This is a genomic window from Knoellia sp. B-D-2 (genome assembly GCF_057714695.1).
In genome coordinates this window covers 2,421,149-2,442,325 of record NZ_CM173189.1, presented here as the reverse complement: position 1 = coordinate 2,442,325, position 21,177 = coordinate 2,421,149, and the positions used below count along the sequence as shown (strand labels likewise).

Sequence of the window (21,177 nt, the reverse complement as noted above, 5' to 3'; positions counted from 1 at the left end):
GGCTCGGGCTGGGGCTGGGCGAGAGTGGCAGAAGTGCGGCGATCATGCGGTGCGCTCCTTGCGTCCGTCGTGGGCGAGGGTGAGGGTGCCCGAGGTCGCGAGGGCGTCGGCCTGCGCCACGTCGCTCGGCAGACCGGCGAAGAGGTCCTCCTCGCCGTCGGCGATGGGGACGTAGGACAGGCCGGCCTCGTAGTCCTCCCACGGCCAGACCCGCGCCTGCTCCTCCCGGGAGACCTTGAAGAAGTTGCCGTCGGGGTCGATCTGCGTCGCGTGGGCGAGCAGTGCCGCGTCCCGGCGGTCGAACCACTCGTCGCACCTCACCCGCGTGGTGACCAGACGCTCCCGCTCCGGGGGCCAGTTCTCGAGCCACGCGGCATACGGGCTCTCCTCACCGAGTGCGGTGAGCGCCTCGTGGAAGGCGACGACACGGCCCCGGCTGAAGGTCTGGTTGTAGTAGACCTTGAGCGGCTGCCACGGCTCCCCCGCCGACGGGTATGCCGTCGGGTCGCCGGCCGCCTCGAACGCGGCCATCGACACGTCGTGGCACATGATGTGGTCGGGGTGCGGGTAGCCGCCGTTCTCGTCGTACGTCGTCATGACGTGGGGGCGGAAGCGGCGGATCTCGCGGACGAGGGCCTCCGTCGTCACCTCGAGGGGCTCGAGGGCGAAGCACCCGTCGGGCAGCGCCGGGAGCGGGTCACCCTCCGGCAGCCCGGAGTCGACGAACCCGAGCCACGTGTGCTGGACGCCGAGGATCTCCTGGGCCCGCTTCATCTCGTCGCGGCGCACCTGGGCGAGGTCGCGGATGATGTGCGGGTCGTCGGCGAGCTGGGGGTTGAGCACGTCCCCGCGCTCGCCGCCGGTGCACGAGACGACGAGGACGTCATGACCCTCGTCGACGTACTTCGCCATGACGGCCGCGCCCTTGCTGGACTCGTCGTCGGGGTGCGCGTGCACACACATGAGGCGCAGGCGTTCTGCCACGGGAGGGTCCTTCGCGATCGGTGGGCCGCACAGGCGACAATGGACTCGTTCCATCTTCGCACTCCGGGTTCGGACCTCGCGCCAACCCTGTCGACCGACCCGAGGACCGTCCGTGCCCCTGCCCCGCCCCGCCCCCGGCACGACCCGTTGGTGGGTCGTCGGCGGAGTCGGCATCACCGCGGCCGTGGCGGTCATCGTGTGGTTCGGGCTGGCCTCGGCCAACGCGCTGGGGGCGGACGTCACGACCTACAAGGTCGTCTCCGACTCCGAGATCACGGTCGGCTACGACGTCCACCGGCCCGACGGCGTCGCGGTCCGCTGCACCGTCGAGGCCCAGGACGTGCGGCACGCACGCGTCGGCACGGTGACCGACGACGTGCCGGCGGGGGCGCGCTCGGTCCACCGGGAGGTGCGGGTCCGCACGAGCGCGCGGGCCGTGACCGGCGTCGTCGCCTCGTGCGTGCGCACCCCCTGAGGCCCGCCGCGACCGCAGTGTGGTCGGCTCCCGCGGTCCGCTGGACGGGCAAAGCGGACCGGGCCCTCCGGCAAGCTGGCTATACTGGGTGTTTGCACCAGCGGGTCTGGGGCCACAGGACCAGCACGGTTCCGGCCCCGGGCCCTTTCACGTAGGACCACCAAGCCTTGGCCCAGCGGCGCTCGTCGCCCGGTCAGGGGCACCCAAGGAGTGAACTTCAGTGAGCGAGACCGTCGTCAAGGCGAGCTACCTGACCCAGGAGGCGTTCGACCGCCTCAAGGCCGAGCTCGAGCAGCTCTCCGGCCCCGGTCGTGCCGACATCGTCGCCAAGATCGAGGCCGCCCGCGAAGAAGGCGACCTCAAGGAGAACGGTGGCTACCACGCGGCCCGCGAGGAGCAGGGCAAGATGGAGGCCCGCATCCGCCAGCTGACCCAGCTGCTCGAGAACGCCGTCATCGGCGAGACCCCGGCGGACGACGGCGTCGTCGAGCCCGGCATGGTCGTCACCGTCGAGATGTTCGGCGAGAAGGAGACCTTCCTCCTCGGGTCGCGCGAGATCGCCGACCCCGAGCTGCAGGTCTACAGCGAGCAGTCCCCGATCGGCTCGGCCGTCAACGGCAAGAAGGCCGGCGAGTCGGCGAGCTACTCGGCCCCGAACGGCAAGAAGATCGACGTCACGATCGTGTCGGCCAAGCCCTACACCAGCTGACCCCGACACCCCCCGACGACGTGCCGCCCCCGACTCGGGGGCGGCACGTCGTGCGTTCCCAACGCCCCCGGCCCCACCCCCACCCCTCCCGCAACGTCAGCGCCAAGGGTCGTTAGAGCAACCGTTGACGCTGACGCAACAACAGGGCCTCCCGCAACGTCAGGGGGCGGGCGGCGCGGGGGGCGGGTGGCTCAGGGGGACTCGATGACGGTGTAGCCCTTGGCGCGCATCGCGTCGAGGACCCGGGTGCAGTGCTCGGGGCCGCGGGTCTCGAGCCGCAGCGCGATCTCGACCTCGTCGACGTTGATCTGCGGCCCGGTGCGAATGTGCTCGATCTCGAGGATGTTGGCGTCGACCCCCGCGCAGTCCGCGAGGATGCCGGCCAGGGAGCCGGGGGTGTCCGGGACGCGGACCGCGAACTGCAGGTAGCGACCCGCCGCCACCATGCCGTGCCGGATGATCCGCAGCATGAGGAGCGGGTCGATGTTGCCGCCGGACAGGACGGCGACGACCGGGCCGTCGACCTTCTCGACCTCGGCGTTCTCGAGCAGCCAGCCGACGGCCGAGGCGCCCGCGGGCTCGACGACGAGCTTGGCGCGCTCGAGCAGGAAGAGCAGGGCGCGCGACATGCCGCCCTCGCTCACGGTCTCAACGCTGTCGACGAGGTCGCGAACCACCGGGAAGGTCACGTCCCCCGGCAGCCCCACCGCGATGCCGTCGGCCATCGTGGACATCCGCTCGGCCGCGAGCGGGTGGCCGGCGGCGAGCGAGGCCGGGTAGGCCGCGGCCTGCTCGGCCTGCACCCCGATGATGCGGACGTCGGGCTTGAGCTCCCGCAGCGCGATCGCGATGCCTGCGAGCAGCCCGCCGCCCCCGAGGCCGACGACGACGGTCCTGACGTCGGGGCACTGCTCGAGGATCTCGAGGCCGCAGGTTCCCTGCCCGGCGACGATGTCGTGGTGGTCGAACGGGTGGATGAGCACCGCCCCGCTCTCTTGCGCCCACGCCCGCGCGTGGACGAGGCTCTCGTCGAGGGTCTGCCCGACCTGCACGATCTCGGCGCCGTAGGCCATCGTCGCCTGGACCTTGGGCATCGGCGCCCGCACCGGCATGTAGACCTTGACGTCGATCCCGAGCATCTGGCCCGCCAGCGCGACGCCCTGGGCGTGGTTGCCGGCGCTGGCGGCGACGACTCCGCGGGCCTTTTCCTCCGCCGTGAGCCGCGACATGCGCGTGTAGGCGCCACGGATCTTGAAGGACCCGGCCCGCTGGAGGTTCTCGCACTTGAGGAAGACGTCGGCGCCGACCCGCTCGGACAGTCCGCGGTTGAACTCCATCGGGGTCGGGGCGATGACGGTCGAGAGCAGGTCGGCGGCGGCGCGGATCTCGGCCACCGTCACCGTCGACGATGTGGGGGTCATGGCGCGAGGGTATCCCCGGGCGGGCTCAGTCCGTCGTGCGGTTGTTGAAGGCCCGCAGCGCGAGGGGCGCGATGACGGCCGTGATCGCCAGCGACCAGATGATCGTCGCCAGCTCGGGGTTCTGCAGCGGCCACGGCGCGTCGGCGCGCACGGCGGCACCGGCGACGCCCCAGTTGTCCCGAAGCGCCTGGGTCAACGCGCTGATCGGGTTCCACTCGGCCATGGTGCGGAGCCACGACGGCATGACGTCGGTGCGGGCGAAGGCGTTGGAGAGGAAGGTGATGGGGAAGATCGTCGTGAACATCAGCCCGTTGACGGCCTCGACCGAGCGCATGGCCGAGCCGACGAGGATGCCGATCCAGATCATCGCGAACCCGAAGAGGAGCAGCAGCCCGTAGCCGAGGAGCCCCTTGAGCACCCCCTCCCCCACGCGCCAGCCGATGAACAGCCCGGTGACCGACATGACGGCGACGCCGATCATCGAGTGGATGAGCGCGGCGATGCTGCGCGACACGAGGATGGAGGAGCGCCGGATCGGGAGGGAGCGCAGCCGGTCGACCATCCCCTTGCCGATGTCGGTGTTGAGGCCGATGGCGACGATGAAGGCGCTGAACGCGATCGTCTGCGCCATGATCCCGGGCAGCAGCCACGGCTTGTAGTCGACGCCGGGCACGTTGATCGAGCCCCCGAAGACGTAGGCGAAGAGCAGCACGAACATCACCGGCTGGATGGTGACGTCGGTGAGCATCTCGGGCTGGCGCTTGATGTGGGTGAGGTTGCGCCGGACGAGCGTGAGGATCTGGCGCACCTGGCCCGCTCCGCTCGGGCGGGGAGCCGTCCGGTCGAGCACGGCGGCCTGCGTGACGGCACTCATGCCGACACCTCCTCGTTGGTGGTCTCTTCTGCCTTGTGCCCGGTGAGGGCGAGGAACACGTCGTCGAGGCTGGGTCGCTGCATGCCCAGGTCGTCGACGTCGATGCCGGCCTCGTCGAGCCGGCCGGCGATGCTCGCGAGCGCCGCCACGTCGCCGCTGGGTGCGGTGAGCTTGCGGGCGTCGGCGTCGACGTGGATGTCGCCGACGACGTCACGGAGGAGCGCGGCGGCCTGCTGGACCTGGTCGTGGCGCGACACGGTGACGACGAGGCTGGCGGCGCCCGACTGGTCCTTGAGCTCGAGCGGGGTCCCCTGCGCGATGATCCGCCCGTGATCGATGACGACGATGTTGTCGGCGAGCTGGTCGGCCTCGTCGAGGTACTGGGTCGTGAGCAGCAGGGTCGTCCCGTCGCGCACCAGCCCGCGGAGCACCTCCCACAGCTCGACGCGGCTGCGCGGGTCGAGGCCGGTGGTGGGCTCGTCGAGGAAGAGCACGGCGGGCGCGGCGATGAGGCTCACGGCGAGGTCGATCCGGCGCCTCATGCCGCCGGAGTAGTCCTTGACGACCTTGTCTCCGGACTCGTCGAGCGAGAACCGCTCGAGCAGCTCGTCCGCGCGCGAACGGACCACCTTGCGGGGCAGGCCGTAGAGGTCGCCGATGAGGCGGAGGTTCTCGCGGCCGGTGAGCAGGTCGTCGACCGTCGCGCTCTGGGCGGTGAGGCCCATGCTGGCGCGCACCGCCTCGGGCTCCGTGACGACGTCGTGGCCGGCCACCCGGGCCGACCCCCTCGTCGGGATGGCCAGCGTGGTCATCATCCGGACGATCGTCGTCTTCCCGGCGCCGTTGGGCCCGAGGAGCCCGAAGACCGACCCCTTGGGGACCTCGAAGCTCACGTCGTCGACGGCGGTGAAGTCGCCGAACCTCTTGACCAGGCCCACGGCCTCGATGACAGGAGCGGTGTGTGGACTCATGGGTTCGAGCGTAGTTCCGACCTCCGACAGCGACCTACGCCTTTTCCCGATCCGGTGCGAGCGTGGCCGCGAGGGCCCGTGCGGCGTCGGGGTGACGGTCGGCGAGCAGACCACACGCGAAGAGCACGTATGCCGTGTCCTCACCGTGCGCTGCCGCCGCCGGGAGCGTCCACCCTCCCCCGTGGTCGGCGAGCACCGCGGTGAGGACGTCGTTGCCCAGGGCGGGCGGGCCGTGGCGGAAGACCCCGCCGGAGCCGAGGAGCAGCCCCACGTCGGCCAGCGGGCGTGGGCGGTCCCCCGACGCGCGCGTCCGGCCGTGCCGCCTGGCCGCGACGAGGGCGGCCACCCGGGCCAGCGCCGCCTCGTGGGCCCACTCCTGGTCGGTGGTGGCCTGGTGCGAAGGCACGGAGGCGACGTGTACGGCATACGCGCGGGTGTCGTCGCCGAGCCCGAGACCCTCACGGGAGGCGGCCTCGACGATGCCGAGGGCGTTCCAGCGCATCCCGAGGTCGGCCTCGACGGTCCGTTCGTGCCAGAGGGACCCGGCGACGTCGCGCTCGATCCGGGCGTCCTCGCCCTGCGGCCGCAGCACCGAGTACACGTCCGTGGTGGCGCCGCCGATGTCGATGACGAGGACGTCCTCGCCACGGACGTCGGCGAGCAGCTCCACACCGCGCAGCACCGCGTCCGGCGTCGGCGCCCGCACGAGCTCCGTGAAGCCGCGCCCGCGGGACAGCCCCTTGCCCCCGATGACGTGCTCGAGGAAGACCTCACGGATCGCCGACCGCGCCGCCGAGGGGGCGATCACCCCGATGCGCGGCAGCACGTTGCTCGTCACGACGTGGCGGCGCCCGGTGCGGGCCAGCTCCCGGGACACGTCGTCGGCCGCCTCGGCGTTGCCCGCGACGACGACGGGCATCGCGACCCGGGCCGCCGCGAGTCGAGCGGCGTTGTGCCGCAGCACGTCCGAGTTGCCCCCGTCGGTGCCGCCGACGAGCAGGACGAGGTCCGGGGAGGCGGCCCGCAGCGCGCGCACCCCGGCGCCGTCGAGGAGGCCGGAGGACACGTGGACCACACGCCCGCCCGCCGACAGCGCGACCCGGTGCCCGGCCTCGGCGGTCACCTCCCGCTCGTAGCCCACCACCGCGATGCGGAGCCCACCCCCGGCGGAGGAGCAGACGAGCGTCTCGGCGACAGGTCCGTGCACGCCGAGCTCACGGCACACCGCGTCGACGCCATCCATGACGTCCGTCTCGACCGTCGTCGGCGACGACGCGGCGCCGACGAGGCCGCCGTCCGCGAGGTCGACGACGACGGCCTTGGTGAAGGTCGACCCGACGTCGACACAGAGGGCGAGCGACACGTCAGGTGAGGCGGTCGAGCGCCTGCTTCAGGTCGGCGATGAGGTCCTCGACGTCCTCGATGCCGACGGACAGTCGGATGAGGTCGGAGGGGACCTCGAGCTCGGTGCCCGCGACGGACGCGTGGGTCATCCGACCCGGGTGCTCGATGAGCGACTCGACGCCGCCGAGCGACTCGCCCAGGGTCCAGATCTCGGTCTCCGCGCACACCTTGACGGCGACGTCCTCGCCACCCTTGACGCGGAACGCGACCATCCCGCCGAAGCGCCGCATCTGGCGCCTGGCGACCTCGTGGCCGGGGTGGTCGGGCAGTCCCGGGTAGTGCACGGCGGTGACCCCGTCGTGGCCCTGGAGGAACTCGACGATCTTCTCGGCGTTGTCGCTGTGGCGCTCCATCCGGATCGCGAGCGTCTTGAGCCCGCGCTGCACGATCCACGAGTCGAACGGCCCGGCGACGGCACCCATCGAGTTCTGGTGGAAGGCGACGCGGTCACTCGCCGACTCGCCGTCGAACCACGGCACGGTGACACCGTTGCCGACGACGACCGCACCACCGACGACGTCGGAGTGCCCGCCGCAGTACTTGGTCGTCGAGTGCAGGACGATGTCGGCGCCGAGGGCGAGCGGCTGCTGGAGGTAGGGCGACGCGAAGGTGTTGTCGGCGACGAGCAGGGCACCGGCCTCGTGGGCGATCGCGGCGAGCGCCTCGATGTCGGCGATGCCGAGCATCGGGTTCGTCGGGGTCTCGACCCACACGACCCGGGTCCGGCCGGGCTGGATCGCGGCGCGCACGGCGTCGTTGTCGGCGATCGCGGCGATCGAGTGCTCGACGCCCCAGTGGCTGAGGACCGTGTTGAAGAGGCGGTAGGTGCCGCCGTACGCGTCCGAGGGCACGACGACGTGGTCCCCGGGGCTGAGCAGCGCGCGCAGGACGGTGTCCTCGGCGGCGAGCCCCGAGGCGAACGCGAAGCCGCGCTCACCCCCCTCGAGCGCGGCGAACCCGGTCTCGAGGGCCGTGCGCGTGGGGTTGGCGCTGCGGCTGTACTCGTAGCCGTTCCGGAAGCCGCCGATCCCGTCCTGCTTGTAAGTCGAGGTCTGGTAGATCGGGGTGACGACGGCGCCCGTCGTCGGGTCCGGATCCTGACCGGCATGGAGGGCGCGGGTGGAGAAGCCGAGGGTCTGGTCAGTCATGGACGACAGGGTATGCCGCGTGCTCGCCGCCGCGTCAGGCGAGCCGTCGCTGCCACTCCCGCAGGAAGGCGGTGGGGCGGTACCCCAGTGCCCCGTTGACGGCGATCATCGGCGCGTTCGTCGTCGCGTTCCAGGTGCGGACGGTGCGCACCCGCGGCAGCTCGACGACGAGCGCCGCCATGGCGGCCGCCTTGAGCGCGAGGCCGAGCCCGTGACCCCGGTGCTCGCGCAGGACGAGCGTGTCCTGCTGGTAGGCCATCTCGGGCGCCTCCGCGGGCACCTGCAGCTGGGTGAACGCCACGAGCCGCCCGGTCGCGACATGGCGCGCGACGGACTCGATGGCCCGTCGGCCGCTCCGCCGCGTCGTCTCGCGGTGGTCCCGGAGCCGCTCGACGTCCCAGTGCTCCTCCTCGAAGGCGAGGTCGCCGACCGGGGCGTCGGTGCTCATCCGGGACTGGAGGTGGGCGCGGTCCTCGAGCCACTCGTCGCGGGTGTCGTCGGTCGAGGTCTCGATGACGTAGCCGGTCGGGTCGGGGGCGCTCCCGTGGGCGTGGGCGTGAGCCGTGACGTCGAGGTCGAGGTCGTTGCGGAGGTTCGCCTGGGCCACCTCGAAGCCGTGCCGGAGCAGGAACGCCTCCCCCGGGTCGGTGCCGGCGTCCGGGGACGACGACTCGGTGACGAGCGAGGTGCGGCCGGCGTCGCTCGCGGTGCGCACGACGTGCGCGAGGAGCGCGGTTCCGGTGCCTCTGCGTCGGTGGTCGGGCAGGACGGCGAGGTCGGTGAGCGCCAGGGTGAGGTTGTCCCGCAGCGGCATCGTCAGCTCGGCGGAGCCGACGACCCGGCCCGCGTCGTCGACGGCGGCGACGTAGCGCCGGTCCATGTTCGTGGACGCCTCGCGAGCGCGACGCGACGCCCACGACCAGGTGTCGTGGTCGTCACCCATCGACGCGACCGCGCTGACGACGAACACGTCGTGCCACGACAGGGCGAGCTCCGCGTGCGCGGGGTCGAGCGTGGTGACAGGGACGATGCGGGTGGCCATGGTCGCCATGGTCCTCGGCGCGGGCGGGTCCGGCCACCGAAATTCACCCGGCCTCGTGTGCCCCAGCGCGAGCCCAGGGTCGCGCTGGGGCACACGAGGCGAGGAACAACGAGCGCGGTCGAGCGTTAAACCAACAGAAACCCCCCGCTGCCGCGCCACCAGGAGTGCCCCATGTTCGGTTCACGCGCCAAGACCACCCTGCCCACCGCGGCCGATGCGCTGCCCGGCCGCGCGACCCGCCCGTTCACGGTCCCGACGACCCACGAGGTGCTCGGCACGCCGCTCGAGGGCCCGTGGCCGGACGGCACCGAGGTCCTCCACGTGGCGATGGGTTGCTTCTGGGGGGCCGAGCGGATCTTCTGGCAGCTGCCCGGCGTCGTGACGACCGCCGCCGGCTACACGGGCGGCTTCACGCCGAACCCGACCTACGAGGAGACCTGCACCGGCCGCACCGGGCACGCCGAGGCCGTCCTCGTCGCGTACGACCCGACCCGCACCTCGCCCGAGCTGCTCCTCAAGGCCTTCTGGGAGAACCACGACCCCACCCAGGGCAACCGTCAGGGCAACGACGTCGGCACGGCATACCGCTCCGCGATCTACTGGACCACGCCGGAGCAGGAGGCGGCCGCGAGAGCGACCCTCGAGGCGTTCCAAGGTGAGCTGACCCGCGTCGGCGCCGGGGAGATCACGACCCAGCTCGCGTCGGCCGAGGACGCCGGCCCGTTCTGGTACGCCGAGGACTACCACCAGCAGTACCTCCACAAGAACCCCAACGGCTACTGCAACCACGGCCCGAACGGCCTCACCTGCCCCGTCGGCGTCGCGAACCTGCCCGCGCAGACCGACGTCCTCCCGCCCGCCTGACCGGGAGCGGCCCGGATGCCGTCACGCACCTCGCGTGGCACAGTGCCCATCGTGACCGCCGACTTCACCACCAAGCCCACGCTGGAGGGCGAGCTCGTCACCCTGCGGCCCATCCGGGCCGAGGACGCCGACCTCGTCGACGCCATCGTCCGCGGTGACGACGAGATCGCGCGGCTCACCGGGTCGGTGCACTCGAGCACCGAGGCGCCGCCGACGCTCCCCCTCGACGAGCTGCGTGAGGTCTACGGGCGCTGGGCCGTGGCCGACGACCGGATCGTGCTCGCCGTCATCGACCGGGCCAGCGGGGCGCTCGTCGGCGAGGTCGTGCTCGCGGGCTGGGACGAGGGCAACCGGTCCTGCTGGTTCCGCATCCTCGTCGGTGCGGCCGGGCGGGGCCGCGGGCTGGGGACGGAGGCGACGCGGCTCGTCGTCGACCACGGGTTCCGTGTGCTCGGGCTGCACCGGGTCACGCTCGAGGTCTACGCCTTCAACCCGCGGGCGCGGCACGTGTACGAGAAGGTCGGCTTCGTCCACGAGGGCACCGGGCGCGAGGCGCTCCTCTTCGACGGCGAGTGGGTCGACGTCCACCACCTGGCCGTGCTCGAGACCGACTGGGTGTCCTGACCCACCGGTCGGGGCCCGTGTGACGAGTCGGGGCCTCAGCGCGCCCCGACTCGTCGAGGACCCCCCGACTCGTGCCACGCCAGGGAGCCTGCCCCGCGTCAGAGGGCCTGGGCGACGGTGAGGGCGAGGCCGAGGACGGCGGCGGTGGCGAGGCAGGCGAACCCGGCGATCCGCAGCGACGCGCCGACCTTCCAGTGGTCGGCCGGACCCGGCGGGTCGAACGAGGGGTGGTGACCGACGTCGGAGCTCCCGGCGGGGCCGCCGAAGCCGCCGGTGATCTCTGCGGTGGGCCGGGCCCGGCGCATGAGGACGAACCCGACGCCGAGCAGCACGGCCCCCGCGACGGCGAGGACGACGACGAACCACCACCAACCAGTCATGGCTGACAGCGTGGCACGGCAACGACGGCCCACCGGGTCGCAGGCCCCGCCCAATCCGGGGTCGGTGCAGCCGACGCCCGGTCAGAGGCGCGCCGCGAGCTCCGTGCCCTGCCGGATGGCGCGCTTGGCGTCGACCTCCGCGGCCACGTCCGCCCCACCGATGACGTGCACGGGGATGCCGGCCGGTGCCAGCTCGTCGGCCAACGTGCGGACCGACTCCTGGCCGGCGCAGAGCACGACGCTGTCGACCTCGATGACCCGCGGCGGCGGCGCTCCGTCGGCGTCCCCGAACGACACGTGCACGCCGGCGTCGTCGATGAGGTCGTAGGACACCCCCGTCACCTGCTCGACGCCCTTGGCCTTGAGGGCGGCCCGGTGCACCCAGCCGGTCGTCTTGCCCAGCCCCTTGCCGATCCCCGTCGCCTTGCGCTGGAGGAGGACGACCTCGTGCTTCGGCGTCTCGACGACCGCGGCGGTGAGCCCACCGCGCGTGAGCGCGGGGTCGCCGACGCCCCACTCGGCCCGCCACAGGTCGAGGTCGAGGGTCGCCGACGGCTGGGCGGTGAGGAACTCGCTGATGTCCACCCCGATCCCGCCGGCGCCGATGACGGCGACCCGCGGACCGGGTTCGCGCTCGCCGCGGACGAGCTCGGCGTAGGTCATGACGCTCGGGTGGTCCACGCCGGGGATGGACGGCACGCGGGGCTCGACGCCGGTCGCGACGACGACCTCGTCGAACCCGCCCTCGCGCAGCTCGTCGGCGGTGACCCGGTGGCCGACGTGCAGCCGCACGCCGGTCACCTCGATCCGGCGGCGGAAGTAGCGCACCGACTCGGAGAACTCCTCCTTGCCGGGGATGCGCAGGGCGATGGCGAACTGCCCGCCGATGTCGTCGCGCGCCTCGAACAGGTCGACGGAGTGACCGCGCTCGGCCAGGGCGGTCGCGCACGCGAGGCCCGCCGGTCCGGCTCCCACCACGGCGACCCGGCGCGCGCGGCGGGTCGGCCCGAGGACGAGCTCGGTCTCGTATGCCGCGCGCGGGTTGAGCAGGCACGTGGCCCGCTGCTTCCTGAAGGTGTGATCGAGGCAGGCCTGGTTGCAGGCGATGCAGGTGTTGATCTCGTCGGCGCGTGACTCCGCCGCCTTGCGGACCCAGTCGGGGTCGGCGAGGAACGGGCGGGCCAGCGAGACGAGGTCCGCGTCACCGGCGCCGAGGATCGACTCCGCGACCTCGGGCATGTTGATCCGGTTGGTCGCGATGACGGGGAGGGAGGTCTCGGACTTGAGGCGGGCGGCATACGAGGCGAAGGCCGCGCGGGGCACGGAGGTGACGATCGTCGGGACGCGCGCCTCGTGCCAGCCGATCCCGAGGTTGAGCACCGAGGCGCCGGCGGCCTCGACCTCACGGGCGAGCGCGGCGACCTCGTCCCAGGTCTGCCCGTCCGGCACGAGGTCCACGGTCGAGATGCGGTAGATGACGAGGAAGTCCTCGCCCACCTCCTCGCGGATGCGGCGGACGGCCTCGACGGCGAAGCGCCGCCGCTTCTCCGGGGTGCCGCCCCAGGCGTCGGTGCGGTGGTTCGTGCGCGGCGCGAGGAACTGGTTGACGAGGTAGCCCTCGGAGCCCATGAGCTCGACCCCGTCGTAGCCGGCCTCGCGCGCGAGCCGGGCCGAGCGCACGAAGGCGTCCAGGGTCCGCTCGACGCCGCGCGCGGAGAGGGCCCGCGGGCGGAACTTCGAGATCGGGCTCTTGATCGCCGACGGGGCGACGCACCACGGGGTGTACGCGTAGCGGCCGGCGTGCAGCAGCTGCAGGGCCACCCGGCCCCCGGCTCCGTGGACCGCGTCGGTGAGCACCCGGTGCTGGCGGGCCTCGCGTCGGGTCGTCAGCTTGGAGGCGAGCGGCAGGAGGGTGCCCTCGATGTTGGGCGCGAACCCGCCGGTGATGATGAGCCCGGCGCCGCCTCGCGCCCGCTCCGCGAAGAACGCCGCGAGCTTGGGGAAGTCACGCGCCCGGTCCTCGAGCCCGGTGTGCATCGACCCCATGACGACCCGGTTCGGCAGGGTCAGGTGACCGAGGTCGAGCGGTGCGAGGAGGTGCGGGTAGGCAGTCACTACTCGAGAGTAGGGAAACACCCGCACGGGCGTGAGCCCGTGCGGGTGTGTTCTCGCTCTCGGTGGGACCGGTCAGTCGACGAGGTGGCCCAGGAGGTCGGCGCGGGTGAGGACGCCGACCGGCTTGCCATCCTCGATGACGAGCACGGCGTCGGCGGTCTCGAGCTCGTGCCGCGCGGTCGCCACGGGCTCGCCGGCGCCGACGAGCGGCAGGCCCTTGCCCATGTGCTTCTCGACCGAGTCGTGCAGCGTCGCCTTGCCGACGAAGAGCAGCTCGAGGAGGTCACGCTCGCTCACGGCTCCGGCGACCTCACCGGTCATGACGGGCGGCTCGGCCTTGACGACGGGCATCTGGGAGACGCCGTACTCGCGCAGGATCTCGATGGCGTCGCGGATGGTCTCACCCGGGTGCGTGTGCACGAGGGCCGGCATGTCGCCGGACTTCGCGTGCAGGACGTCGCCGACGGTCGTGGCGGCATCGGAGTGCATGAAGCCGTAGGAGCTCATCCACTCGTCGCTGAAGATCTTGGACATGTAGCCGCGCCCCGAGTCCGGCAGGAGGACGACGACGACCGCCTCGGCGGGAAGGTCCTTGGCGACCTCGAGGGCCGCGACGACCGCCATGCCGCAGGAGCCCCCGACGAGCAGGCCCTCCTCACGGGCGAGCCGACGGGTCATGTCGAACGAGTCCGCGTCCGAGACGGCGACGATGCGGTCGACGACCTTCGGGTCGTAGGCGGCCGGCCAGAAGTCCTCGCCGACGCCCTCGACGAGGTAGGGGCGGCCGGAGCCGCCGGAGTAGACCGAGCCCTCGGGGTCGGCGCCGACGATCTGGACGCGGCCGCCGGCGCGGGTCTCGCTCTGCTCGCGCAGGTAGCGGCCGGTGCCGGTGATCGTGCCGCCGGTGCCGATGCCCGTGACGAAGTGGGTGAGCTCGCCGTCGGTGTCGCGCCAGATCTCGGGACCGGTGGTCTCGTAGTGGCTCGCCGGGCCGCCCGGGTTGGAGTACTGGTCCGGCTTCCAGGCGCCCTCGGTCTCGCGCACGAGGCGGTCCGAGGTGGAGTAGTACGAGTCGGGGTGGTCCGGCGCCACGGCGGTCGGGCACACGACGACCTCGGCGCCGTAGGCCTTGAGGACGTTGCGCTTGTCCTCGCTCACCTTGTCGGGGCACACGAAGATGCAGTGGTAGCCCTTGCGCTGCGCGACGAGCGCGAGGCCGACACCGGTGTTGCCGCTCGTCGGCTCGACGATGGTGCCGCCCGGCTTGAGGGCCCCGGAGGCCTCGGCCGCCTCGACCATCTTGACGGCGATCCGGTCCTTCACCGAGCCACCGGGGTTCATGTACTCGACCTTCGCGAGGACGGTCGCGGCGATCCCGTCGGTGACGGAGTTCAGCTTGACGAGTGGGGTGTTGCCCACGAGGTCGACGATGTGCTCGGCATACTTCATGGCGCCATTCTCCCATCCCTCGCGAACCACCCCGCACCGGAGGACCCACGGCGTATGCCGGCCCGTCCCCCAGGCGTCGACCTCCCGTTTCCGGGGATGGAACACCCCTGACCTCCCGGCGCGTTAGCGTGGGAGAAGGCACCACGAGGTCGACGAGGAGACATGGGACGCGCGCGACGGGCACGCAAGATCGCCGCCACGGCCGCCTACGGCGGCGGGGGCCTGGCGGCCGCGAGCGCTGCGCTCGGCGCGGTCGGCTACGGCGTCATCAAGACGGAGGCGCTGCTGGCCCGCCGCACCGTCGGCCGGCCGTTCGACACCTCGCCCGACGACGAGGGAACCTACGGCGCGGGTCCCGGTGAGCCGGTCGAGCTGCTCGTGCTCGGCGACTCCAGCGCCGCGGGCATGGGTGCGGTCCAGCCGCACCAGACGGTGGGCGGCATCATCGCCAACGGTGTCAGCGCCCTCATGGGCCGGCGGGTGCACCTCACCAACGCCGCTGTCGTCGGCGCCGAGTCGAGCGACCTCGAGCGGCAGCTCGCCGAGGGTCTCGAGTCGGTCATCCGTCCCGACGTCGTCGTCATCATGGTCGGCGCCAACGACGTCACCCACCGCATCGACCGACCGACCGCCGTGCGCCACCTCGAGCTCACCGTGCGGCGGATCCGCTCCCTCGGGAGCGAGGTCGTCGTCGGCACCTGTCCGGACCTCGGCACGATCGAGCCCCTGGCCCAGCCCTTGCGCCTGCTCGCGCGACGGTGGAGCCGCGACCTCGCCGCCGCACAGACGATCGCCGTCGTCGAGGCGGGCGGTCGCACCGTCTCCCTCGGTGACCTGCTCGGCAAGGAGTTCGCCGCCTCCCCTGCGACGATGTTCAGCGAGGACCGCTTCCACCCCTCGGCCGCGGGCTACGCGAGAGCCGCTGCGGCGCTGCTGCCGTCGGTGTGCGCAGCCCTCGGCGTCTGGGGCCAGGACACGACCGACCGCGCCCCGGAGGCCCGCCGCGGCGAGGGCGTCGGTCCGGTGGCCATCGCCGCTGGCCAGGCCGTCAGGGACGCCGGGACCGAGGTGGCCCCCACCGAGGTCGGCGGGCAGGCCCGTGGCCCGCGCGGACGCTGGGCGGTGCTGCTCCGCCGCCGGCCGGACGTCGTGGCCGCAGCCGTGGACCCCGAGCCGGACCCCTCAGGGGAGCCGACGCCGCAGCTCACCGAGCCGGGTGGCGAGCTCGGGCACCCCCGCTGAGGCCGCGTCCCACACGAGGACGCGGAGCTGGTCGATGAGCACGGCGGTGCCGAGCTCCGGCACCGGCTGACGGGCCGTGGCGTCGGCGAGGTCCTGCACGACGTCGCGCACGGCCCCGGACGCGGCGAGCGCGTGGTCCACGGGCAGCTCACGCCACCTGCGGACCACGCGCTCGAGCTCCCGAGAGACGTCATCGGGCAAGCGGTTCATCGCTCACTCGCGCAGACGGGCGAACAACCGGAGGAACTCGATGTAGAGCCAGACCACGGTGACGATGAGGCCGTGGGCGAGGAGCCAGCTGTACTTCTGCGGCGCCCCGGTCGCGATGGCCCGGTCGATCATGTCGAAGTCCAGCGCCAGGGTGACCGAGGCCAGGCCCACGGCGAAGATCGAGATGCCGATGCCGAGCAGGCCGCTGCCACCGAAACCGAACTTCGTGTCGGTGAACATCGCGAAGAGAAAGTTCACGACGGCGAAGATCGCGTAACCGAAGAGCATCATCGTGACGATGCGGCGGAACTTGTCGGTGACCTTGATGAGCCCGCTCTTGTAGGCGAGGAACATACCAGTGAAGGTCGCGGCCGTGGCCAGGGCGGCCGTCGGGACGACCCCGTCCCACTGCGTCTCGTAGAACTGGCTGACCGCGCCGACGAAGAGGCCCTCGACGACGGCGTAGCCGACGATGAGCGGCACGCTGAGCGTCTTCTTGAAGGCGATGACCAGGCCGAGCACCAGGGTGGCGACCATCCCGCCCATGAACAGCATGAAGCCGAGCTCACGGTTCTGGGAGGCGACGACCCAGCCGACGGCACCGAAGCCGAGGACGAGGGCGAACAGGCCCATCGTCTTCATGATGACGTCGTCCATGGTGACGCGGCCGGTGTCGACCGGTCCCGCGGTGGGCTGGTTGTACAGGTCCTGGAGCTGCTGCTGCGAGCCCCACGTGTCGGTCGCGCCCTGCTGGGGGTACGAGGCGTTGCCCGGGTTCTGGCCCTGACGGCCCTGCCCCTGGAAGCCGGCGTAGCCGGACTGGGCGTCCTTCTCGAGTCGGTTGAAGGCCGGGTTGCTGGCCATCGTGTCCTCCGTAGGTCTGGCGCGCTGGCGATCCACCGCGTCGTTCACCTATTCAATCGCGTCAAGGGGCCCGCGTGTTCCCCATCCTCGTCACCGGAGGGCAACGATCGGGTACGGCACCGCGGGGCGCAGTGCCCCCGACGGGGGTCGAACCCGCACCTGTGGCGATTTTAAGTCGCCTGCCTCTGCCAGTTGGGCCACGGGGGCGACGCCACCCTATGACGACTCCGGGCCAAGTCCGCGGAACCCACCGGTCGTCCCGGCTACGGCGAGTAGGCTCGAAATCCGTCATGATCGAGAACGGAAGACCCGAGAGCATGAGCCCCCAGGACGACCTCACCGCCGACGAGACACGGCGACGCGGGCCGAGGAAGGGCACGCCCCGCGCTCCGCGGATGCGTCGTGAGGAGCGGGAGCGCCAGCTCCTCGACGTGGCCGAGGCCGTCTTCGCCGACCACGGCTACCAGGAGACGACGATGGAGCTCATCGCGGCCGAGGCGGGCATCACCAAGCCGGTGATCTACGACCACTTCGGCTCCAAGGAGAACCTCCTCATCGCCGTCGTGGCCCGCGCCCGCAAGGACCTGCTGGCCTCGACCGCCGCTGCCCTGGCGGCGATCCCGAAGCACTCCCCGGTCGAGGACTACTTCCGCGCCGGGGTGCGGTCGTTCATGCAGTTCTTCGAGCAGCGCCGGGGCAGCTTCCGCGTCTACATGCAGGAGTCGGCGGTCGCGGTGGTGGCCGGCGCCGACATCGAGAGCCTTCGGCAGGCCCAGGCCCGCGAGATCGCCGAGCATTTCGGCGACATCCCGCAGATCGCCGCGTACCCGATGCCCTACCGCGAGGCGATGGCCGAGATCATGATCGCCACGAACGAGCGGGTCGCCGGATGGCGGCTGCGCAACCCCGAGATCGACCTCGACACCGCCGTCGAGATCGTCATGGCCGTGCTCTGGAACGGGTTCCGTTCCATTTCCGAGTCCGTGCCGGACGTCGCGGTCACGCCACGCAGCTGAGCGCGATCCCGTCGAGGATGTCGTGCTCCGAGGTGACGACCTGCGCGTCGGGCGAGCGCTCGAGCACCCGGCCCAGCACCTCGTGCCAGACGAGGGCGCCGGCGCCGATGACGTCGACGCGGCCGGGGTGCATGAACCCCAGTGCGGCCCGCTCGGCCCGGCTCAGGTGCAGCAGGTCCTGCGCCGCGTCCCGCTGCTGCTCCGGTGAGTGCCGGGCGAGGTGGATGCGGCTCGGGTCATATGCCGTGAGCCCGAGGACGTGCGCCGTGACCGTCGTGATGCTGCCGGCCAGGCCGACGACGGTCCCGATGCCGCCGAGGTCGACGACCTCCTCCGCGAGGTCGAGGGCCACGTGCACGTCGGCCGTGGCTGCGGCGACCTCGGCGGCGGTCGGCGGGTCGCTGTCGAGGTGCCGTTCGTGGATCCGGACGCAGCCGACGTCGACGGAGCGGGCGCCCTCCACGTGGGTGGTGCCGCGGACGAGCTCGGTCGACCCGCCACCGAGGTCCACGACGAGGTAGGGACCGCTGATCCCGGCCGCCCGCAGGTCACCGGTCGATCCGGTGAAGGAGAGGTTGGCCTCGACGTCGCCACTCACGACCTCGGGCGAGACGTCGAATCCCGTTGCGGCAAAGGCCTGCTCGACCCCGGTGACGAACTCGGCCGCGTTGCTCGCGTCGCGCGAGGCCGAGGTGGCGACGAAGCGCAACCGTGAGACGTCGTGCTCGCGGCACTGGACGGCATACTCCGCCGCCTGCCGCAGGGTGCGCTCCATGGCGACCGGGTCGATCGAGCCGGTGCGGTCCACCCCGTAGCCGAGCCGGACGACCTCGGTGCGGCGGACGACGTCCTCGAGGGCAACGACACCCGACGACTCGGCTGTGCCCACGACGTCGGCGATGAGCAGGCGGATCGAGTTCGTGCCGCAGTCGACCGCCCCGACGCGGGTCACGCGCCCGTGCCCTCGGCGAGCTCGGTGCACGGGTGCGACGCCCACCACTCGGGCAGCATCCCGAGCGCCTCGTCGCCGAGCGGGTTGACGCCCTCGCCGACGGAGAGCGAGTGGGCGACGAGGACGTGGAGGCACTTGACCCGCGAGGGCATCCCGCCGGCGCTGATGCCGTCGATCTCGTCGACGTGGCCGAGCTCGGTGCGACGGGCGAGGTAGTCCTCGTGGGCCGCGGCGTAACGCTGCGCGAGGTCCGGGTCCTGCTCGAGCCGGTCGCTCATCTCGCGCATCACGCCCTCGGACTCCAGGGTGCTGATCGCGCCGGTGAGGCGGGGGCAGGTCGCATAGAAGGAGGTCGGGAACGGGGTGCCGTCGGGCAGTCGGGGCAGGGTGCGCAGGACGTCGGGCTCACCGCACGGGCAGCGGTGCGACACCTCGACGACCCCGCGCGGGATGCGGCCGAGCTGGCGCTCCACGGCGTCGAGGTCCGCCCGGGCGACCGGCGGACGGTCGGGTGACGCGGTCACCGGCGCTGGTTGGACGGCACGTCGGCCGCCTGCATCGACGACCAGACGGTGTCGTACCAGGGCTCGACCACGTCGCCCCCGTGCGCGATCTCGCCGGTGGTGTCCTTCTGCTCCGGGTCGAGCACGGTGTAGGACTTCTCGCCGACCTTGACGAACTTGAGCCGGGTGCGTGCCTGCTGCTCGACGTAGGCGGGGTCCTCCCAGCGGGCCTGCTCCTCCTGCAGCTCCTCGACTCCTCGCTGCTGCTGGGAGACCTTGCTGCGCAACGCGTCGATGTCGGACTGCTGCTGCAGGTAGGCGCGCAGGGTCGGGGCGACGAGGATGACGAGGAAGAGGACGACGATGCCGAGGCTGACCTGGCGCACCGTCCTCCGGTTGGCCCGGGCGGAGGTGATCCGGTCGCGCCAGCCGGCCGCGGTCGTGCTGGCGACCCGGCCGATCGCGGCCTGCCGGGCCGAGCGGGCACGCGGGGTGGGTCGCTTGGACGCCGGACGTCGAGACGACGATCCGGGTCCGCGACCTGTCCCGCGTGCCACCCGCTCCTCAGGCCTTCCGGCGTGCGGCGAAGCGCGGGAACGCGGCGGCGCCGGCGTACTCGGCGGCGTCGTCCAGCTCCTCCTCGATGCGCAGCAGCTGGTTGTACTTGGCGACGCGCTCCGATCGGGCCGGTGCCCCGGTCTTGATCTGGCCGCAGTTGGTGGCCACGGCGAGGTCGGCGATCGTCGTGTCCTCGGTCTCGCCGGAGCGGTGGCTCATCATGCAGCGGAAGCCCGCCCGCTGGGCCATCTCGACGGCGTCGAGGGTCTCGGTGAGCGTGCCGATCTGGTTGACCTTGACGAGCAGGGCGTTGGCGGTACCCGTCTCGATGCCGCGCCCGAGCCGCTCGGGGTTGGTGACGAAGAGGTCGTCGCCGACGAGCTGGACCGCATCGCCGAGGCGGTCGGTCATGGCCTTCCAGCCGTCCCAGTCCTCCTCGTTGAGCGGGTCCTCGATGGAGACGAGCGGGTAGTCCTCGACGAGCTCGGCGTAGTAGTCGATCATCTCGGCCGAGGTCTTGGTGCCGCCCTCGAAGGTGTAGCCGCCACCGTCGCCGGCGGACTCGTCGAAGAACTCGCTGGCCGCGACGTCGAGCGCGAGCGCGATCTGGTCGCCCGCGGTGTAGCCGGCGCGGTCGATGGCCTCGAGGATGAGGTCGAGCGCGGCCCGGTTGCTCTCGAGGTTCGGTGCGAAGCCGCCCTCGTCGCCGAGCCCGGTGGACAGGCCCTTCTCCTGGAGCACGGCCTTGAGCGCGTGGTAGACCTCGGCGCCCCAGCGCAGGGCCTCACGGAAGGTCTCGGCGCCGATCGGCGCGATCATGAACTCCTGGATGTCGACGTTGGAGTCGGCGTGGGAGCCACCGTTGAGGATGTTGAGCATCGGCACGGGGAGCACGCGGGCGTTCGGGCCACCGAGGTAGCGGAACAGCGGGAGGCCGGCCGACTCGGCGGCGGCCTTGGCGACCGCGAGGCTGACGCCGAGGATCGCGTTGGCGCCGATCTTCTCCTTGTTCTTGGAGCCGTCGATGGCGATCATCTCGGCGTCGATGAGGCGCTGGTCGTGCGCCTCGAAGCCGAGGAGCTTGGGGCCGAGCTCGTCGATGACCGCGTCGACGGCCTTCTCGACGCCCTTGCCGTTGTAACGGTTCTTGTCACCGTCGCGGCGCTCGGCGGCCTCGAAGGCGCCCGTCGACGCGCCGCTGGGCACGGCCGCGCGGGTGATGGTGCCGTCGTCGAGGGCGACCTCGACCTCGACGGTGGGGTTGCCTCGCGAGTCGAGGATCTCGCGTGCTCCGACGGCGTCGATGCTGGCCACTTCGCCTCCTGGGCGGGCTGGGGTGAGGGGTGCTGGATGTCGCCTCCGAGCCTAGCCC

General features: G+C 72.1%; 22 protein-coding genes and 1 tRNA gene. 6 read left to right on the top strand and 17 right to left on the bottom strand.

The window, feature by feature from the left end; genetic code table 11:
* Positions 1-42 precede the first annotated feature (42 nt).
* Positions 43-984: a mycothiol conjugate amidase Mca gene (gene mca / locus AC3EU2_RS11595; protein ID WP_488176452.1), complete on the bottom strand. Its 942-nt coding sequence runs from the start codon at positions 982-984 to the stop codon at positions 43-45.
* A gap of 112 nt (positions 985-1,096) precedes the next feature.
* Here mca and AC3EU2_RS11590 point away from each other — a divergent pair, with 112 nt between their 5' ends.
* Positions 1,097-1,459: a DUF4307 domain-containing protein gene (locus AC3EU2_RS11590; protein ID WP_488176451.1), complete on the top strand. Its 363-nt coding sequence runs from the start codon at positions 1,097-1,099 to the stop codon at positions 1,457-1,459.
* A gap of 220 nt (positions 1,460-1,679) precedes the next feature.
* On the top strand, positions 1,680-2,168 hold the full coding sequence (gene greA / locus AC3EU2_RS11585) for a transcription elongation factor GreA (protein ID WP_488176450.1): 489 nt from the start codon (positions 1,680-1,682) through the stop codon (positions 2,166-2,168).
* A 191-nt stretch (positions 2,169-2,359) separates the two neighbouring features.
* On the opposite strand, the gene ilvA is transcribed toward greA, so the two are convergent.
* The 6 genes from ilvA to AC3EU2_RS11555 are packed head-to-tail and all read right to left on the bottom strand — an operon-like array spanning position 2,360 to position 9,028.
* Positions 2,360-3,589 (bottom strand): threonine ammonia-lyase, encoded by a 1,230-nt coding sequence (ilvA, locus tag AC3EU2_RS11580; protein ID WP_488176449.1) that lies wholly within the window; start codon positions 3,587-3,589, stop codon positions 2,360-2,362.
* A 25-nt stretch (positions 3,590-3,614) separates the two neighbouring features.
* Complete coding sequence (locus AC3EU2_RS11575) at positions 3,615-4,463, bottom strand: ABC transporter permease (RefSeq protein ID WP_488176448.1); 849 nt, start codon at positions 4,461-4,463, stop codon at positions 3,615-3,617.
* Positions 4,460-5,434 carry an ATP-binding cassette domain-containing protein gene (locus AC3EU2_RS11570; protein ID WP_488176447.1) on the bottom strand — a complete coding sequence of 325 codons (975 nt, stop codon included), beginning with the start codon at positions 5,432-5,434 and terminating at the stop codon, positions 4,460-4,462. Before AC3EU2_RS11570 ends, AC3EU2_RS11575 begins: the two co-directional genes overlap by 4 nt.
* Before the next feature lie 34 nt (positions 5,435-5,468).
* Positions 5,469-6,797, bottom strand: a complete 1,329-nt coding sequence (locus tag AC3EU2_RS11565) for a glutamate mutase L (RefSeq protein WP_488176446.1) — start codon at positions 6,795-6,797, stop codon at positions 5,469-5,471.
* 1 nt (position 6,798) lies between these two features.
* Positions 6,799-7,986 (bottom strand): cystathionine gamma-synthase, encoded by a 1,188-nt coding sequence (locus AC3EU2_RS11560; protein ID WP_488176445.1) that lies wholly within the window; start codon positions 7,984-7,986, stop codon positions 6,799-6,801.
* Positions 7,987-8,020: 34 nt separating this feature from the next.
* On the bottom strand, positions 8,021-9,028 hold the full coding sequence (locus AC3EU2_RS11555) for a GNAT family N-acetyltransferase (protein WP_488176444.1): 1,008 nt from the start codon (positions 9,026-9,028) through the stop codon (positions 8,021-8,023).
* Between the two features lie 171 nt (positions 9,029-9,199).
* Between AC3EU2_RS11555 and msrA the strand changes: the two genes are divergently transcribed.
* Together msrA and AC3EU2_RS11545 are read left to right on the top strand one after the other, a co-directional pair.
* The gene (gene msrA, locus AC3EU2_RS11550; RefSeq protein WP_488176443.1) at positions 9,200-9,892 is read left to right on the top strand and encodes a peptide-methionine (S)-S-oxide reductase MsrA; all 693 of its coding nucleotides are present in this window, start codon (positions 9,200-9,202) and stop codon (positions 9,890-9,892) included.
* 51 nt (positions 9,893-9,943) lie between these two features.
* Positions 9,944-10,516, top strand: a complete 573-nt coding sequence (locus AC3EU2_RS11545) for a GNAT family N-acetyltransferase (protein ID WP_488176442.1) — start codon at positions 9,944-9,946, stop codon at positions 10,514-10,516.
* A 98-nt stretch (positions 10,517-10,614) separates the two neighbouring features.
* Here the strand turns inward: AC3EU2_RS11545 and AC3EU2_RS11540 are convergent, their stop codons facing one another.
* The 3 genes from AC3EU2_RS11540 to AC3EU2_RS11530 all read right to left on the bottom strand — a co-directional run bounded on the left by AC3EU2_RS11540 (position 10,615) and on the right by AC3EU2_RS11530 (position 14,460).
* On the bottom strand, positions 10,615-10,896 hold the full coding sequence (locus tag AC3EU2_RS11540; RefSeq protein ID WP_488176441.1) for a hypothetical protein: 282 nt from the start codon (positions 10,894-10,896) through the stop codon (positions 10,615-10,617).
* A gap of 81 nt (positions 10,897-10,977) precedes the next feature.
* The gene (locus tag AC3EU2_RS11535) at positions 10,978-13,011 is read right to left on the bottom strand and encodes an FAD-dependent oxidoreductase (RefSeq protein ID WP_488176440.1); all 2,034 of its coding nucleotides are present in this window, start codon (positions 13,009-13,011) and stop codon (positions 10,978-10,980) included.
* 72 nt (positions 13,012-13,083) lie between these two features.
* Entirely contained in the window at positions 13,084-14,460 is a 1,377-nt protein-coding gene (locus tag AC3EU2_RS11530; RefSeq protein ID WP_488176439.1) for a cystathionine beta-synthase, read from the bottom strand.
* Positions 14,461-14,622: 162 nt separating this feature from the next.
* Here AC3EU2_RS11530 and AC3EU2_RS11525 point away from each other — a divergent pair, with 162 nt between their 5' ends.
* Positions 14,623-15,702, top strand: a complete 1,080-nt coding sequence (locus AC3EU2_RS11525) for an SGNH/GDSL hydrolase family protein (RefSeq protein ID WP_488176438.1) — start codon at positions 14,623-14,625, stop codon at positions 15,700-15,702.
* Here AC3EU2_RS11525 and AC3EU2_RS11520 read toward each other — a convergent pair.
* The 3 genes from AC3EU2_RS11520 to AC3EU2_RS11510 form a co-directional block, all read right to left on the bottom strand.
* Positions 15,643-15,912, bottom strand: coding sequence for a hypothetical protein (locus AC3EU2_RS11520; protein ID WP_488176437.1), 270 nt, complete (start codon positions 15,910-15,912; stop codon positions 15,643-15,645). The genes AC3EU2_RS11525 and AC3EU2_RS11520 overlap by 60 nt on opposite strands.
* 3 nt (positions 15,913-15,915) lie before the next feature.
* Complete coding sequence (locus tag AC3EU2_RS11515; RefSeq protein ID WP_488176436.1) at positions 15,916-16,776, bottom strand: Bax inhibitor-1/YccA family protein; 861 nt, start codon at positions 16,774-16,776, stop codon at positions 15,916-15,918.
* 132 nt (positions 16,777-16,908) lie between these two features.
* Positions 16,909-16,983, bottom strand: a tRNA-Leu gene (locus AC3EU2_RS11510).
* A 110-nt stretch (positions 16,984-17,093) separates the two neighbouring features.
* On the opposite strand from AC3EU2_RS11510, the gene AC3EU2_RS11505 reads away from it, so the two are divergent.
* Entirely contained in the window at positions 17,094-17,792 is a 699-nt protein-coding gene (locus AC3EU2_RS11505; RefSeq protein WP_488176435.1) for a TetR/AcrR family transcriptional regulator, read from the top strand.
* On the opposite strand, the gene AC3EU2_RS11500 is transcribed toward AC3EU2_RS11505, so the two are convergent.
* Genes AC3EU2_RS11500 through eno form a run of 4 tightly spaced genes read right to left on the bottom strand, consistent with a single transcriptional unit; the run spans position 17,776 to position 21,119 of the window.
* A complete protein-coding gene (locus AC3EU2_RS11500) occupies positions 17,776-18,744 on the bottom strand; it encodes a Ppx/GppA phosphatase family protein (RefSeq protein WP_488176434.1) in 969 nt (322 codons plus the stop codon). The genes AC3EU2_RS11505 and AC3EU2_RS11500 overlap by 17 nt on opposite strands.
* Positions 18,741-19,268, bottom strand: a complete 528-nt coding sequence (locus AC3EU2_RS11495) for a DUF501 domain-containing protein (RefSeq protein ID WP_488176433.1) — start codon at positions 19,266-19,268, stop codon at positions 18,741-18,743. The genes AC3EU2_RS11500 and AC3EU2_RS11495 overlap by 4 nt, the downstream gene beginning before the upstream one ends.
* Positions 19,265-19,804 (bottom strand): FtsB family cell division protein, encoded by a 540-nt coding sequence (locus AC3EU2_RS11490; RefSeq protein ID WP_488176432.1) that lies wholly within the window; start codon positions 19,802-19,804, stop codon positions 19,265-19,267. Before AC3EU2_RS11490 ends, AC3EU2_RS11495 begins: the two co-directional genes overlap by 4 nt.
* A 7-nt stretch (positions 19,805-19,811) precedes the next feature.
* On the bottom strand, positions 19,812-21,119 hold the full coding sequence (gene eno / locus AC3EU2_RS11485; RefSeq protein WP_488176431.1) for a phosphopyruvate hydratase: 1,308 nt from the start codon (positions 21,117-21,119) through the stop codon (positions 19,812-19,814).
* Positions 21,120-21,177 lie beyond the last annotated feature (58 nt).

Coding starts and splice junctions, on each gene's coding strand:
- ilvA (WP_488176449.1), bottom strand. CDS start 3,589: ATGACCCCCACATCGTCGACGGTGACGGTGGCCGAGATCCGCGCCGCC.
- AC3EU2_RS11575 (WP_488176448.1), bottom strand. CDS start 4,463: ATGAGTGCCGTCACGCAGGCCGCCGTGCTCGACCGGACGGCTCCCCGC.
- AC3EU2_RS11570 (WP_488176447.1), bottom strand. CDS start 5,434: ATGAGTCCACACACCGCTCCTGTCATCGAGGCCGTGGGCCTGGTCAAG.
- AC3EU2_RS11560 (WP_488176445.1), bottom strand. CDS start 7,986: ATGACTGACCAGACCCTCGGCTTCTCCACCCGCGCCCTCCATGCCGGT.
- AC3EU2_RS11555 (WP_488176444.1), bottom strand. CDS start 9,028: ATGGCCACCCGCATCGTCCCTGTCACCACGCTCGACCCCGCGCACGCG.
- msrA (WP_488176443.1), top strand. CDS start 9,200: ATGTTCGGTTCACGCGCCAAGACCACCCTGCCCACCGCGGCCGATGCG.
- AC3EU2_RS11540 (WP_488176441.1), bottom strand. CDS start 10,896: ATGACTGGTTGGTGGTGGTTCGTCGTCGTCCTCGCCGTCGCGGGGGCC.
- AC3EU2_RS11530 (WP_488176439.1), bottom strand. CDS start 14,460: ATGAAGTATGCCGAGCACATCGTCGACCTCGTGGGCAACACCCCACTC.
- AC3EU2_RS11525 (WP_488176438.1), top strand. CDS start 14,623: ATGGGACGCGCGCGACGGGCACGCAAGATCGCCGCCACGGCCGCCTAC.
- AC3EU2_RS11520 (WP_488176437.1), bottom strand. CDS start 15,912: ATGAACCGCTTGCCCGATGACGTCTCTCGGGAGCTCGAGCGCGTGGTC.
- AC3EU2_RS11515 (WP_488176436.1), bottom strand. CDS start 16,776: ATGGCCAGCAACCCGGCCTTCAACCGACTCGAGAAGGACGCCCAGTCC.
- AC3EU2_RS11505 (WP_488176435.1), top strand. CDS start 17,094: ATGAGCCCCCAGGACGACCTCACCGCCGACGAGACACGGCGACGCGGG.